At 64.2% G+C, this 11,812-nt stretch carries 13 protein-coding genes and 1 tRNA gene; 5 read left to right on the forward strand and 9 right to left on the reverse strand.

All coding sequences use genetic code 11. The features are described 5' to 3' along the window. Positions 1-86: 86 nt before the first annotated feature. From FAZ95_RS09425 to FAZ95_RS09450, 6 genes are all read right to left on the reverse strand, one after another. Positions 87-884: a transporter substrate-binding domain-containing protein gene (locus FAZ95_RS09425; RefSeq protein ID WP_137332200.1), complete on the reverse strand. Its 798-nt coding sequence runs from the start codon at positions 882-884 to the stop codon at positions 87-89. A gap of 94 nt (positions 885-978) precedes the next feature. Then, positions 979-2,016 carry a quinone-dependent dihydroorotate dehydrogenase gene (locus FAZ95_RS09430; RefSeq protein WP_137332201.1) on the reverse strand — a complete coding sequence of 346 codons (1,038 nt, stop codon included), beginning with the start codon at positions 2,014-2,016 and terminating at the stop codon, positions 979-981. 153 nt (positions 2,017-2,169) lie between these two features. Beyond that, positions 2,170-3,000: an arginyltransferase gene (locus FAZ95_RS09435; RefSeq protein WP_137332202.1), complete on the reverse strand. Its 831-nt coding sequence runs from the start codon at positions 2,998-3,000 to the stop codon at positions 2,170-2,172. 575 nt (positions 3,001-3,575) lie between these two features. Further along, positions 3,576-4,325 (reverse strand): leucyl/phenylalanyl-tRNA--protein transferase, encoded by a 750-nt coding sequence (gene aat, locus FAZ95_RS09440; protein ID WP_137332203.1) that lies wholly within the window; start codon positions 4,323-4,325, stop codon positions 3,576-3,578. A 25-nt stretch (positions 4,326-4,350) separates the two neighbouring features. Then, positions 4,351-4,896, reverse strand: coding sequence for an NUDIX hydrolase (locus tag FAZ95_RS09445; RefSeq protein ID WP_137332204.1), 546 nt, complete (start codon positions 4,894-4,896; stop codon positions 4,351-4,353). A 216-nt stretch (positions 4,897-5,112) separates the two neighbouring features. Then, a tRNA-Met gene (locus tag FAZ95_RS09450) sits at positions 5,113-5,189 on the reverse strand. A 320-nt stretch (positions 5,190-5,509) separates the two neighbouring features. Between FAZ95_RS09450 and FAZ95_RS09455 the strand changes: the two genes are divergently transcribed. Beyond that, positions 5,510-6,007 carry a heme-degrading domain-containing protein gene (locus tag FAZ95_RS09455; RefSeq protein WP_137332205.1) on the forward strand — a complete coding sequence of 166 codons (498 nt, stop codon included), beginning with the start codon at positions 5,510-5,512 and terminating at the stop codon, positions 6,005-6,007. A gap of 4 nt (positions 6,008-6,011) precedes the next feature. Continuing rightward, positions 6,012-6,344, forward strand: a complete 333-nt coding sequence (locus FAZ95_RS09460; RefSeq protein WP_137332206.1) for a DMT family transporter — start codon at positions 6,012-6,014, stop codon at positions 6,342-6,344. 48 nt (positions 6,345-6,392) lie between these two features. Here FAZ95_RS09460 and FAZ95_RS09465 read toward each other — a convergent pair whose 3' ends face one another. Further along, positions 6,393-6,593, reverse strand: a complete 201-nt coding sequence (locus tag FAZ95_RS09465; protein WP_137332207.1) for a hypothetical protein — start codon at positions 6,591-6,593, stop codon at positions 6,393-6,395. A 132-nt stretch (positions 6,594-6,725) separates the two neighbouring features. Beyond that, the gene (locus FAZ95_RS09470; RefSeq protein ID WP_137332208.1) at positions 6,726-7,712 is read right to left on the reverse strand and encodes an NAD-dependent epimerase/dehydratase family protein; all 987 of its coding nucleotides are present in this window, start codon (positions 7,710-7,712) and stop codon (positions 6,726-6,728) included. Between the two features lie 107 nt (positions 7,713-7,819). Between FAZ95_RS09470 and FAZ95_RS09475 the strand changes: the two genes are divergently transcribed. After that, the gene (locus tag FAZ95_RS09475; RefSeq protein ID WP_137332209.1) at positions 7,820-8,632 is read left to right on the forward strand and encodes a TetR/AcrR family transcriptional regulator; all 813 of its coding nucleotides are present in this window, start codon (positions 7,820-7,822) and stop codon (positions 8,630-8,632) included. A gap of 180 nt (positions 8,633-8,812) precedes the next feature. After that, the gene (locus FAZ95_RS09480; RefSeq protein ID WP_137332210.1) at positions 8,813-9,949 is read left to right on the forward strand and encodes an enoyl-CoA hydratase/isomerase family protein; all 1,137 of its coding nucleotides are present in this window, start codon (positions 8,813-8,815) and stop codon (positions 9,947-9,949) included. 7 nt (positions 9,950-9,956) lie between these two features. Here FAZ95_RS09480 and FAZ95_RS09485 read toward each other — a convergent pair whose 3' ends face one another. After that, positions 9,957-10,382, reverse strand: coding sequence for a hypothetical protein (locus FAZ95_RS09485; protein WP_137332211.1), 426 nt, complete (start codon positions 10,380-10,382; stop codon positions 9,957-9,959). A gap of 269 nt (positions 10,383-10,651) precedes the next feature. Between FAZ95_RS09485 and ssuD the strand changes: the two genes are divergently transcribed. Then, complete coding sequence (gene ssuD / locus FAZ95_RS09490) at positions 10,652-11,809, forward strand: FMNH2-dependent alkanesulfonate monooxygenase (protein WP_137332212.1); 1,158 nt, start codon at positions 10,652-10,654, stop codon at positions 11,807-11,809. The last annotated feature ends 3 nt before the right edge of the window (positions 11,810-11,812 follow it).

Below are 11,812 nucleotides of genomic sequence, written 5' to 3' on the forward strand. Positions count from 1 at the left end.
GATGACAAAAAAGAGAAGGGCGGCATCGGGAAGATGCCGCCCTTTTCATGCGTGGGGCCCACGCGGGCTGAAGACGACGCTCCGGCTTACTTGGTGATCGGCTTCGTCACGTCGATGCCGAACCACTTGTCGGAGATCTTCGAGAACGTGCCGTCCGCTTCGAGCTGGGTCATCGCATCGTCGATCGCCTTCGCGAACTTCGGGTTGCCCTTCTTGAACGGAATCGCCGACGGGTTGCCCCCTTCGAGCGTCGCGCCCGTGCGCAGCGGCAATTGCGAGTTCTTGAGCAGGTACGCGAGCATCAGGCGATCGTTGAGCGCGGCGTCGAGGCGGCCGGCCGCGAGGTCGCGCAAATACTCAGGCGCGCCCGGGTAGGTCTTGACGTCGATGCCGGGCACCGACTTCGCCATGTCCATGTAGTTCGTGCCGAGGCCGACGCCGAGCTTGAGGCCCTTCAAATCGTCGAGCGACTTGAACTGGCGCGCGTCGTCCTTGCGCTGAATCAGCTGCGCGGCCGAATACGTGTACGCGGGCGAGAAGTCCAGCGTCTGCTTGCGCGCGTCGGTGACGCCCACTTGATTCACGATCACGTCGAACTTGCCTGCCTGGAGACCCGCGATGATGCCGCTCCATTCGGTCGTGACGAACTCGGGCTTCACGCCGAGCTTCGCGGCGACGGCCTTGGCGATGTCCACGTCGTAGCCGACCAGCTCGCCGTTTGCCGCTTTCGAGTTGAACGGCGGGAACGTGCCTTCGAGGCCGATGCGCAGCGTGCCACGCTGCTTGACCTGATCGAGCAGGTCATCCGCGTGCGCGGTGACGGCGGTGAAGGTGGCGCCGATCAGGCCGGCGACGAAGAGCTTTTTCAGCAGACCGAGTTTCATCCTGTTCCTTTCCTTGCCCGCTTCGGGCGTTGTTGTGGGCGCAATGATAGCGAAAGAGCAATCGCTCTATAAATATCGTTTGTTTATTTCTATATTACGCGGAACGACTACGGGCGGCGGCTTCCGCGCATTCGGCGATCAGCGCCGGACCGCGGTAGATGAAGCCGGTATAGAGCTGCACCAGCGACGCGCCCGCCGCGAGTTTCGCACGCGCGTCGTCGCCGGAGAAGATGCCGCCAACCCCAATGATCGGCACGGTATCGCCGACTTCGGCTTTCAGCTTGCGGATCACTTCGTTCGATGCGTCGAACACGGGCTTGCCCGACAGGCCGCCGGCTTCGTCCGCGTGCGGCAGCCCGGCGACGGCGGTGCGCGAGAGCGTCGTGTTGGTCGCGATTACGCCTTCGATCTGATGGCGCAGCAGCGTGTCGGCGATTGACTTGATCTGCTCGTCGTCGAGATCGGGGGCGATCTTCAAAGCGAGGGGAACGAGCTTGCCGTGCATGTCGGCGAGACGCTGCTGCTTGTCCTTGAGCGCGGCCAGAAGCGCGTCGAGCTCGCCCGCTCCCTGCAGTTGCCGCAGGTTCTTCGTGTTCGGCGACGAGATGTTGATCGTCACGTAGCTCGCAAACGGGTACACGCGTTCGAGGCAGTACAGATAGTCTTCGGCCGCGCGCTCGATCGGCGTGTCGGCGTTCTTGCCGATGTTCAGGCCCAGCACGCCGCGATAGCGCGCGGCCTGCACGTTCTGCACGAACTGGTCGACGCCCTGGTTGTTGAACCCCATCCGGTTGATGATCGCGCCGGCCGGCGGCAGCCGGAACATGCGCGGACGCGGGTTGCCCGGCTGCGCGCGCGGCGTGACCGTGCCGACTTCGATGAAACCGAAACCGAGCTGAGCCAAGCCATCGATGCAGGCGCCGTCCTTGTCGAGTCCTGCCGCGAGGCCGACCGGATTGCGAAACGTGAGGCCCATCACGGTGCGCGGTGCGTCGGGCACGCGTGCGCCGAAAACGCGTGCAAGCCCGGTGCGGCCTGCTGCGCCGAGCGCGGCGAGCGTCAAATGGTGGGCGTTTTCCGGATCGAGGCGAAAGAGTGAGGCGCGGACAAGCGGATAGAGGGAGGTGAACACGGGGAGGGGCCGGATGCGCGGCTGAATTTTGATAACCCGCTATTTTAGCGGGTTTGAGGTGCGTTCCCGCCGCCGCATCTCAACCGATGCGGCGCTTGGCACGCAAAGCGATGCACGGACCATGATTGCCAGCGAAGCGGCGCCGGCATCGCCTCAGCGTTCGCCCGTGGACAACGCCGCGTCGACCGGCGGCAGATCGACGCCTTCCGGGTCCAGCACGCTCCAGCGGCCGTCGAACAGACCTTCGAGCGGACGGAAGTTCGCCTTGTACGCCATCTTCGTGCTTTCGCGGATCCAATAGCCGAGATAGACGTGCGGCAGCCGCAGGCTCTTCGCCTGCTCGATCTGCCAGAGGATGTTGTAGGTGCCGAAGCTCGCGTGCGGCTCGTCCGGATCGAAGAACGTGTAGACCGAAGAGAGGCCGTCGCCGAGGATGTCGATCATGCTCACCATGCGCAGCGTGCCTTGCTCGGCGGCTGTGCGGTGCGTGAGATCGTGCGCTTCCACGGGCGGTTCGCGGAATTCCACGAGACGCGAGTTGATCCGGCTTTGCAGCAGGAACTGCTCGTATTGATCGCGGCTGTCGCGGTCCATGCCGCCGCCCGCGTGGCGCGCGGCCTGGTAGCGCATATAGAGCGCGTAGTGCTCTTCGTCGTAATGCAGCGGCGCGACCGACGCGATCAACCCGCCATGCTTCTTCCACACGCGGCGCTGCGTGCGGTTCGGCTTGAACGCATCGACCGGCACGCGCACCGGCACGCACGCGCGGCAGCCGTCGCAATAGGGACGGTACGTGAAGACGCCCGAGCGGCGGAATCCGCTCTTCACGAGCTCGGTATAGACGTCGGAATTGATCAGATGGCTGGGTGTGGCGACCTGCGATCGTGCGATTCGCCCATCCAGGTAGCTGCACGGGTAGGGGGCGGTTGCATAGAACTGCAACGCGGAAAGCGGTGAAAGCGGCAGCTCATTCGGGTGAGTCATTGGCGGCTCTCAATGCGTCGTCTTTTGGTATTGCAAGCCTCTTTGACAGCCACGGCAAGGCTATCGGACGGGCTCGGTCGTCTGGGCCGGCAGCGCACGATTCATGCATTGCCCGGCGTTGATGACAAGTATATTGCGATGGCGCGGGTTTGTTTCGTCTCGTGTGCCATAGCGTCCATATCGCTCTGATATGGCGGCGCGATCGGCCGGATCGGCGAAAAAAATGCGGGCGCCGGTGAAGGGGCCCGCCAAGGAGGGGAGGTTGCTATTGCTCGGGTTGTCGTGGCCGCGTTAAACAAGGGACGGGGCGGCCACCGATGAATAGGGTCAGCCTAGGAGAAGCTCGATGGCGCTGACGATCGCGGTGTAGGCGCCGATACAGGCGCCGAGCGTGAGCGAGGATTTTGCGAAGTCGGTCAATCGGGTCTCCGTTTTGTCGAGGTCGAGGCGCTAATTGAACCGCATAAAAAATAAAAATGAAAGGTAATTTTAAGATATTTGAATGATTCGGGTGTGGCCACGCGATCGCCTCGCCGCCCGATGGCTGCGTCGAGAGACTTTCGGCGTGCGCTGAATCAGGGGGCCGAGGTGAGGGATGGAGCGACGAGATCCGCCAGGACGGTCTTGTCGAAACGCCACGGAATGGGCGAAGCGGCGACGGCGCTCTTCACGTGTGTGATGAATGCCTTGCGCGCGATCTCGCGGCCGCCGAGCGAGGCGAGGTGCGCGGTGTTCTGCTGACAATCGATCAACTCGACCTCATGCCGGCGCAAGTGCCCGACGAGTGCGGCGAGTGCGATCTTCGAAGCGTCGGTCACGTCGGCGAACATCGATTCGCCGAAGAACATCTTGCCGAACGACACGCCATAAAGGCCGCCGACGCGTTCGCCGTCGAGCCAGGTTTCGATGCTGTGCGCGTCGCCGACGCGGTGCAGAGACGAGTAAGCATCGATGATTTCCGCGGTGATCCATGTGCCGCGCTGTCCGCGTCTTGGCGCTTGCGCGCACGCGCGCATCACGGCGGCAAACTCGCAATCGACGCGCACTTCCCAGCGGTCCTCGCGCAGCACGCGCTTGAGCGTCTTCTTGAGCGACGGCGACACCTTGAATTCACCGGTCGCGAGGATCATGCGCGGGTCGGGGCTCCACCAGAGCACTGGCTGGCCGTCCGAGTACCACGGGAAGATGCCGCGCCGATACGCGTCGATGAGGCGCGAGGGCAGGAGATCGGCGCTGGCTGCGAGCAGCCCCGGCGCGCCGCTCGTTGCGCCGAGTGCGCGCTCGACAGGCGGAAACGGATCGTCGGGGCCGAGCCAGGGGACCATGCGTCGTCGTGAATGCGCAGGAGGCTCAGCCGTCGCGCAGCGAGCGGAAGATGTCGCCGGTATGCAAGCCGTAGCTGCCGGCCGCGCGGTCGGCGAAGAAGAAGCGCAAGGTCTGGCCGACAGTCGGGAATGCGATGTCGTCCCATGGAATGTCGCGCTCGTCGAAGAGCTTGACTTCGAGGCTCTCCTCGCCGGCCTCGATGTCGAGATCGAGCATGCGCGCGAGATAGAAGAGATGCACTTGATGCACGTGCGGCACATTCAAGAGCGAGAACAGATGCTGCACTTCGACGCGCGCGCCGGCTTCCTCGAGCGTTTCGCGCGCGGCGGCTTCGGAAGTCGTTTCGCCCATTTCCATGAAGCCGGCGGGGAGCGTCCAGTAGCCGTAGCGCGGTTCGATCGCGCGGCGGCACAGCAGCACCTTGTCATCCCAGACGGGCACGGTGCCGACGACATTGCGAGGATTCTGGTAATGCACGGTGCCGCAGTCTTCGCAGACGAAGCGTTCGCGGTTATCGCCGGCCGGTATGCGCAAGGTCACCGTGTGGCCACAGGCTGAACAGAATTTCATGGGAAGCGGGCGGAAAAGTGTGATGGGAGTTTATCACCGGCAGGTGCGTTTCTCGTGTCTCACGCTTGATGCCCGCCATCGCAATCGCGCGAGGCGCACGGCACGTTTTTCCGCGCTGCTTCAGCAAAGTGCGCCGCTAAAGATGACGCACGAAAGCAAAAAGCCCGATCACGAGGATCGGGCTTTTTGCTGAGAATCTTTGCGTATTCTGCTGCTTGGTTGCGGGGGTAGGATTTGAACCTACGACCTTCGGGTTATGAGCCCGACGAGCTGCCAGACTGCTCCACCCCGCGTCCGTCGAAGAATTGAATTATAGGGGAAACGAAAACCTCGCGCAACACTTTTTGAAGATTCGATTCGAGATCGATGTGACGTCAGCGGCGCATGAAGGATCGAAGACGCGATAAAGCGAGGGCGGACAGGGCGCACAAGCGTGTCGCCGATTGGCCGAACGATGGCGTCTTGCACGCCGTTACGCTCGCATGCCGTGCGCTAGAATCGTGACGAATTCAATTCGCATCGCTTCTTTTCAACACGTGACGCACGAGGCTGCACAACGCATCACGCAGCGATGCGAGCTCTCTCGCGTTTCATTTCGACTTCGGCTGAACTCATGGATATCGCTCACGACATGCAGGCGATTGCTGCACAAGAGCATGCGCTTGTCTTTCCTCGCTTCGACGCCGCCCGTGCGTGGCAGCTCGGCGCCTATTTGCATGAAGTCGCGGTGGCGCGCGGTCTCGCGATCGCGATCGACGTGCGCACGTTCGGTCAACCGCTCTTCTTCTGCGCGCTCGACGGCACCACGCCCGACAACGTCGATTGGGTCCGCCGCAAGAGCAACGTCGTCGCGCACTTCAGGCGCAGTTCATACGCGATCGGCTTGAAGATGCAGCAGGCGGGCACCACGCTCGCCGACAAAAACGGCCTGCCGCTCGCCGAATATGCGCCGTATGGCGGCGCGTTTCCGCTTGCCGTGGCGGGCGTGGGCGTGATCGGCTCGGTGACGGTGTCGGGCTTGCCCCAGCGTTCCGATCATGAGCTCGTTGTCGAGGCGCTGTGCGCGGAACTTGGGCAGGACTACAGCAAGCTCGCGCTTGCAAAGGCGTGACGCGATGCCGGGATATCTGTGGCTTGCCATCGCGATCGTCGCCGAAGTGATCGGGACTTCGGCGCTGCGCGCATCCGAGGGATTCTCGCGCCTTTGGCCGTCGCTCGTGGTCGTGGCGGGTTATGGCGTGGCCTTCTATTGCCTGTCGATGACGTTGAAGTCGATGCCGGTCGGCATCGTCTATGCGATCTGGTCCGGAGTCGGGATCGTGCTCATCACGCTCGTCGCCATCGTGCTGTATCGGCAGGTGCCGGATCTCGCGGCGGTCGCGGGGCTGGGCCTCATCGTCGCGGGCGTCGCCGTGCTCAATCTGTTTTCGAAGATGCAGGCGCATTGACGCTGCCAACAGACGGACCAAGACGCCCGCCACGCCAAGCGAGCGGGCTTACTTCTTGGTGGTGAACTCGATCCGGATACCGGCTTCGCCTACGGCGAGCCGGCTGTTGTCGCCTTCGAGCGTGGCGGCATCTTCCCAGATGTCGATCGCGCGCGAAATTTCGATTCCGCTGCTCGCCGCGTGCGCAAACCATGCCGATGCCGCATCGGTTTCCGGCACCTCACGGCCTTCCAAAAAGTACTTGCTCATTCCGTGCTCCGTCGTTTTCGAACGAGCACGCATTTTACGTGCGCGCCATGAGCGGAGTTTGAACGCCTGCGATAAAAATGGCGCATCGCCGCGTGTTCGCGCGCGGCGGATCCTTCGCTTTCGCTTCGTTGCTCAGGCCGCAATCGCCTGCGGCGCCGCGGCGCTGCGCGCGGCTTCCAGCGACAGTCGAATGCCTTCGTCGTAGGACGTCTTCTTGATCGGACCGATCAGCGCGCGCAGGGCGCTGTCGTCGAGCACGACGGGGTCGGTCAGCAGATAGTGCATTTCCACCAGCTCCCGCAGCATCGGATTGAAGAGGCCGAAGAGGCGCAGCATGGGCTTGCTCGCCACCATCAGCTTCGGTGTGCGGCCAGCCAGGCGATAGGCCGTTTCGGCAATCTCGCGCTGCGTGATCGTGCCGGCGCCGGCGAGATGCAGCACGCGGCCGTATGCCTCCGGTGTGCGCGTGAGCTTTTCGACGACCGGGCCGACATCGGGCATGAACACGAATTCGTGCGGTACGTCGATCGGGCCGATCATCTGCGCGCGCGTGCCGTGAGCGGCGCCTTCGAACGCGCTGTGCAGGAAGCTGCGATCGACGCCGGGGCCGTAGAAATCGGGCAGCCGCAGCACGAGGGTTTGCAAGCCGTTCTTGCCGTGCGCGTCGAGGACCAGGTTCTCCTGCGCAAGGCGCATGCGGCCCTTGAACGTATGCGGCTCGCGCGGATGCGTTTCGGTGACGGGATTCGTTTGCGCGCGCCCGTAAGGGTAGACGGTGCCGATCAGGATCAATCGTTCGACGCCGGCGGCGCGCATGCCGGCGAGCGCCTTTTGCATCTGCTGCGGATGCAGCGCGAACTGGTCGTAGGGCACGCCGACCAGGTAGACGGCTGTTTTCAGGCCGCGCGCCGCCGCGGCAACCGACGCCGGGTCGTCCAGATCCCAAGTTGCGATTTCTGCATGCGGATCGCCGCCGAATTGTGTTTCGAGCGGTTCGCGGTGACGGCCGATGACGCGGTAATCGCGACCCGCCGCAGCGAGCGCCGCCGCAATGCTGCGGCCCGCGGCGCCGGCCGCTCCGAACAAACCGACTTTCCCTGCTTGTGCGACGTTCTCCATGACGATTCCTTTTGCCGAGTGATTGACGAGCACAAACTAAACAGCGTTCAGTGAACGGTGTTTAGTTTAATTTGACTTTTCAGTTTGTCAACCCGAAAATGCACGACATGGGAATCGCCGAACGAAAAAACCGCCAGAAGCAGGCACTGCGGGAACGCATCCTCGAAGCGTCGCGAGCCATCGTGATGCGCGAGGGCTTCGCCGCGCTGTCCATGCGCAAGATCGCCGACGCGATCGAATACTCGCCCGCCACGCTCTATCTGCACTTCGAAAGCCGCGACGACATCGCTCGCGCGCTGTGCGCCGAGGGCTACGACCAACTGCTCGCGAGCCTTGCGCCGCACGCCCGGATCGTCGAGCCGCAAGCGCGGCTGCGGGCGATCGCGCACGCGTACGTCGCGTTCGGGCTCGCGAATCGAGAGACTTACCGGCTGATCTTCATGGAAGATCCCAGCTACACCGATTCGGCGCTGGGTGGCGCGTCGGCCGGGGGCGCTTCGAGCGAAGCGGGGCAGGCAGCCGCCGAGGGCGCGAACCCCGAAGCGGGCGACGCCGCGTTTCGTCTGCTGATCGACTCCGTCGACGAGCTGAAAGCGGCAGGACGCGTGAGCGCTTCGGCGGACAGCCACACGTGGGTCGAGGCGTTGTGGGCGACGCTGCACGGCATCGTCGCGCTGACGCTGACGTGTCCGGTCTATCCGCAGTCGCCGGTGGAGAAGCTGGTCGATGCGGCGATCGACGCCTGGTTCGGAGCGCCGGATGCGAAACGTTCACCGCGCGCAGCGGGCGGTACGCGTTCGCGCACGGCTGCAAAGAGAAAAGCGGCGGACGCGAATGCTCAGACGAACGCGCAGGCCGATTCGCCTTTGGCAGCGAGCGACACAGCACCTGCCGAGCGCGACGGCAAGGTATCGGCCTGAGCGGGTCGGCGGGCCGCTGCGACAGCGCGCCGACCTGCCGGCGCACTGCTGCGCTTTCGCTCAATAAACACGCGGTCTTTTGCTTGGCCGTGGCCGATCGCGAGCCGTGCCGGCGCGCGTAACATGTTACCGTTGCGCTCGTCCGTCACTGCTCGGTAGCCGCATTCGGCCCTATCGCTCATGTCCACACCTGAACCGCTTTCTGTCACAGAGAACGACGAGGTTCGCGCCTACGTCGCGAATCGCATCGGTTATATCGAGCTGAATCGTCCTAAAGCGTTGAATGCGCTGTCGACGTCGATGATCCGCGCGATGCACGCGGCGCTCGACGAGTGGCGCGACGACCCCGGCGTGCTCGCGGTGGTCGTGCATAGCCCGCACCCGCGGGCGTTCTGCGCGGGCGGTGACGTGCGTTTTTTCCATGAGGCGTATGCGCGCGGCGACCAAGTGGCCGTCGACACGTTCTTCATCGAGGAGTACGCGCTCGATCACGCCGTCTTCGCCTACCCGAAGCCCTACATCGCGCTGATGAACGGCATCGTGATGGGCGGGGGCATGGGCATCTCGCTGCCCGCGCATCGCACAGGCGGCCTGCGCGTCGTGATGGGCTCCACCAAGATGGCGATGCCGGAAACGCGCATCGGGCTCTTTCCCGATGTCGGCGCGGGCTGGTTCCTCGCGCGCACGCCGGGCGCGATCGGCCGCTACCTGGCGGTGACCGGCACGACCATCGAAGCCGCCGACGCGCTCTATGCGGGCCTCGCCGACGTCTACATCGACGATTCGGCGGTGCCTGCGCTCCTCGATACCTTGACGCAGGAGCCGTTCGAAAGCGGCGCGGAGGTCGTCGAGTGCGTGCGGCGCGCGGCGTCGCTTTGCAAGGTCGTGCCGACGCCCGATACGTCGCGGCTCGCCACGACGCGTGCCTGGATCGACCGGCACTTCGCGCAGCCGGACGTCGCGCGGATTCTGGCCTCGCTTGCGAGTGAAAGCGATTGCGCCGCGAGCGAATGGGCCGAAGAGACGGAAGGCGCGATGCGCGAGCGTTCGCCGCTATCGATGGCGGTGTCGCTCGAAGTCGTGGCGCGCGCAGAGAGCTCGATGGCGGAACGTTTGCGCAGTGATCTCGATCTGACGCGCTCGACGTTCGCGCGCGGGGATGTGATCGAAGGCGTGAGGGCGCGCATCGTCGACAAAGACAATCGCCCCGTATGGCGCATTCCGCGTATTGAAGACGTGACGCGGGAAGACGTGCAGCGGATGTTCGAGAGCCCGTGGCCTGCGGCGGAGCATCCGTTGCGTTATTTGGTGGGCTGAAGCAGGCTTAATCCTCTTCCTGTCCCGCCATGAACGCGCGCATGAACACGAGCGCGCCCCAGCCCCACATCGCATTGGCCGCGAACCCGACCGCGAGGCGCGGCAGCATGTTGCCGCTGGGCCAGATGCCGCGCACGGGGTCGACGACGAAGGTGCTGGCTGCCGTCAGCACGATCCCGCCGAAAACGAACGATTGAATCCACGGCGCGACGCGTTCGGGCGACACGCGCAAGAGCCACGCCATGAGCACCGCCCACACGGCGCTCCAGATCGCGTTCGCGATGAATTCGGGGATGCCGAGCGGCTGGAACGGCGTGGTCGAGAAGCCGTTTGCGTCGATGAGGCCGGCCGCGTGCAAGAGCGCGAGCGTGGCCTCGTGGAAGAACAGGGCGGCGAGAAAACCGGACACGAACGGCAGAATGATTTTTTGCATGGAGTGCACCGCGAGGGGCGCGTCCAATGCTGTTCCCGCAAGCCGCGCCGTAATTCAGAACGAGCGTCATTATAGAGGGCGGCCGCTGTCGCATGGCTTCCTGCGCAGGCAAACGCGCGAGCGAACGGCTACGCAAAACCGATCGCTAAAGCGTCGCGCTAATCACAGAAGCGGAAAACCTAAGCTCAAATAATTCGTTCAAAACGCTTGGGGTCGTCCCTAGACTGTCTCCTCCACGATCAACGACAAGCACCGTGCAGGAGCAGCAGATGAATGTGTTCTGGTTCATTCCGACCCACGGCGACAGCCGCTATCTCGGCACGTCCGAGGGCGCGCGCGCAGCGGACTACGACTACTTCCGGCAGATCGCCGTCGCCGCCGATACGCTCGGCTACGAAGGCGTGCTGCTGCCGACGGGCCGTTCGTGCGAAGACGCCTGGGTGGTCGCATCGAGCCTGATCCCGGCGACCAAGCGCTTGAAGTTCCTCGTCGCGATCCGGCCGGGCATCGCGTCGCCGGGGCTCTCCGCGCGAATGGCGTCGACGTTCGACCGGCTCTCCGACGGGCGCTTGCTGATCAACGTCGTGACCGGCGGCGATGCGGCCGAGCTCGAAGGCGACGGCCTCTTCGCCGATCACGACACGCGTTACGAGATCACCGACGAGTTTCTGCACATCTGGCGCGATCTGCTTGCCGCGTCGCACGCGAACGAGGCGATCGAATTCTCGGGCAAGCATCTGAGCTCGAAGGGCGGCAAGGTGCTGTATCCGCCGGTGCAGCATCCGCATCCGCCGCTGTGGTTCGGCGGCTCGTCGCCGGCTGCGCATTCCATCGCGGCGGATCATATCGATACCTATCTCACCTGGGGCGAGCCGCCCGCGGCGGTCGAGAAGAAGATCGCCGACATCCGCGCGCGAGCCGCGGAAAAGGGCCGCAAGATCAAATTCGGCATCCGCCTGCACGTGATTGTGCGCGAGACCGAAGAGGAGGCGTGGGCCGCCGCGGACCGTCTCATCAGCCGTCTCGACGACGATACGATCGCCCGCGCGCAAGCGTCGTTCTCGAAGATGGACTCGGAAGGGCAGCGCCGGATGGCGGCGTTGCACGGCGGCAAGCGCGGCAGCCGCCAGGAACTCGAGGTCTACCCGAACCTGTGGACGGGCGTCGGGCTCGTGCGTGGCGGCGCGGGCACGGCACTCGTCGGGAATCCTCATCAAGTCGCGACGCGCATGCGCGAGTACGCGGACCTTGGGATCGAGACGTTCATCCTCTCCGGCTATCCGCATCTCGAAGAATCGTATCGCTTCGCCGAACTCGTGTTCCCGCTCCTGCCGGGCCGCGAGCGGAAGCGGGCAAACGGGCCGCTGTCGGGACCGTTCGGCGAGATCGTCGGCAACAGCTATCTGCCGAAGGCGAGCCAGAGCTAAGCG

The organism is Trinickia violacea, assembly GCF_005280735.1.
In the GTDB taxonomy this organism is placed as follows: Bacteria; Pseudomonadota; Gammaproteobacteria; order Burkholderiales; family Burkholderiaceae; genus Trinickia_A; species Trinickia_A violacea.

Bases quoted from the DNA above. Each gene is read 5' to 3' on its own strand.
- FAZ95_RS09470 (WP_137332208.1), bottom strand. From the start codon at position 7,712: ATGGAGAACGTCGCACAAGCAGGGAAAGTCGGTTTGTTCGGAGCGGCC.
- FAZ95_RS09485 (WP_137332211.1), bottom strand. From the start codon at position 10,382: ATGCAAAAAATCATTCTGCCGTTCGTGTCCGGTTTTCTCGCCGCCCTG.
- FAZ95_RS09445 (WP_137332204.1), bottom strand. From the start codon at position 4,896: ATGAAATTCTGTTCAGCCTGTGGCCACACGGTGACCTTGCGCATACCG.
- FAZ95_RS09435 (WP_137332202.1), bottom strand. From the start codon at position 3,000: ATGACTCACCCGAATGAGCTGCCGCTTTCACCGCTTTCCGCGTTGCAG.
- FAZ95_RS09475 (WP_137332209.1), top strand. From the start codon at position 7,820: ATGGGAATCGCCGAACGAAAAAACCGCCAGAAGCAGGCACTGCGGGAA.
- ssuD (WP_137332212.1), top strand. From the start codon at position 10,652: ATGAATGTGTTCTGGTTCATTCCGACCCACGGCGACAGCCGCTATCTC.
- FAZ95_RS09460 (WP_137332206.1), top strand. From the start codon at position 6,012: ATGCCGGGATATCTGTGGCTTGCCATCGCGATCGTCGCCGAAGTGATC.
- FAZ95_RS09480 (WP_137332210.1), top strand. From the start codon at position 8,813: ATGTCCACACCTGAACCGCTTTCTGTCACAGAGAACGACGAGGTTCGC.
- FAZ95_RS09425 (WP_137332200.1), bottom strand. From the start codon at position 884: ATGAAACTCGGTCTGCTGAAAAAGCTCTTCGTCGCCGGCCTGATCGGC.
- FAZ95_RS09465 (WP_137332207.1), bottom strand. From the start codon at position 6,593: ATGAGCAAGTACTTTTTGGAAGGCCGTGAGGTGCCGGAAACCGATGCG.
- aat (WP_137332203.1), bottom strand. From the start codon at position 4,325: ATGGTCCCCTGGCTCGGCCCCGACGATCCGTTTCCGCCTGTCGAGCGC.
- FAZ95_RS09455 (WP_137332205.1), top strand. From the start codon at position 5,510: ATGGATATCGCTCACGACATGCAGGCGATTGCTGCACAAGAGCATGCG.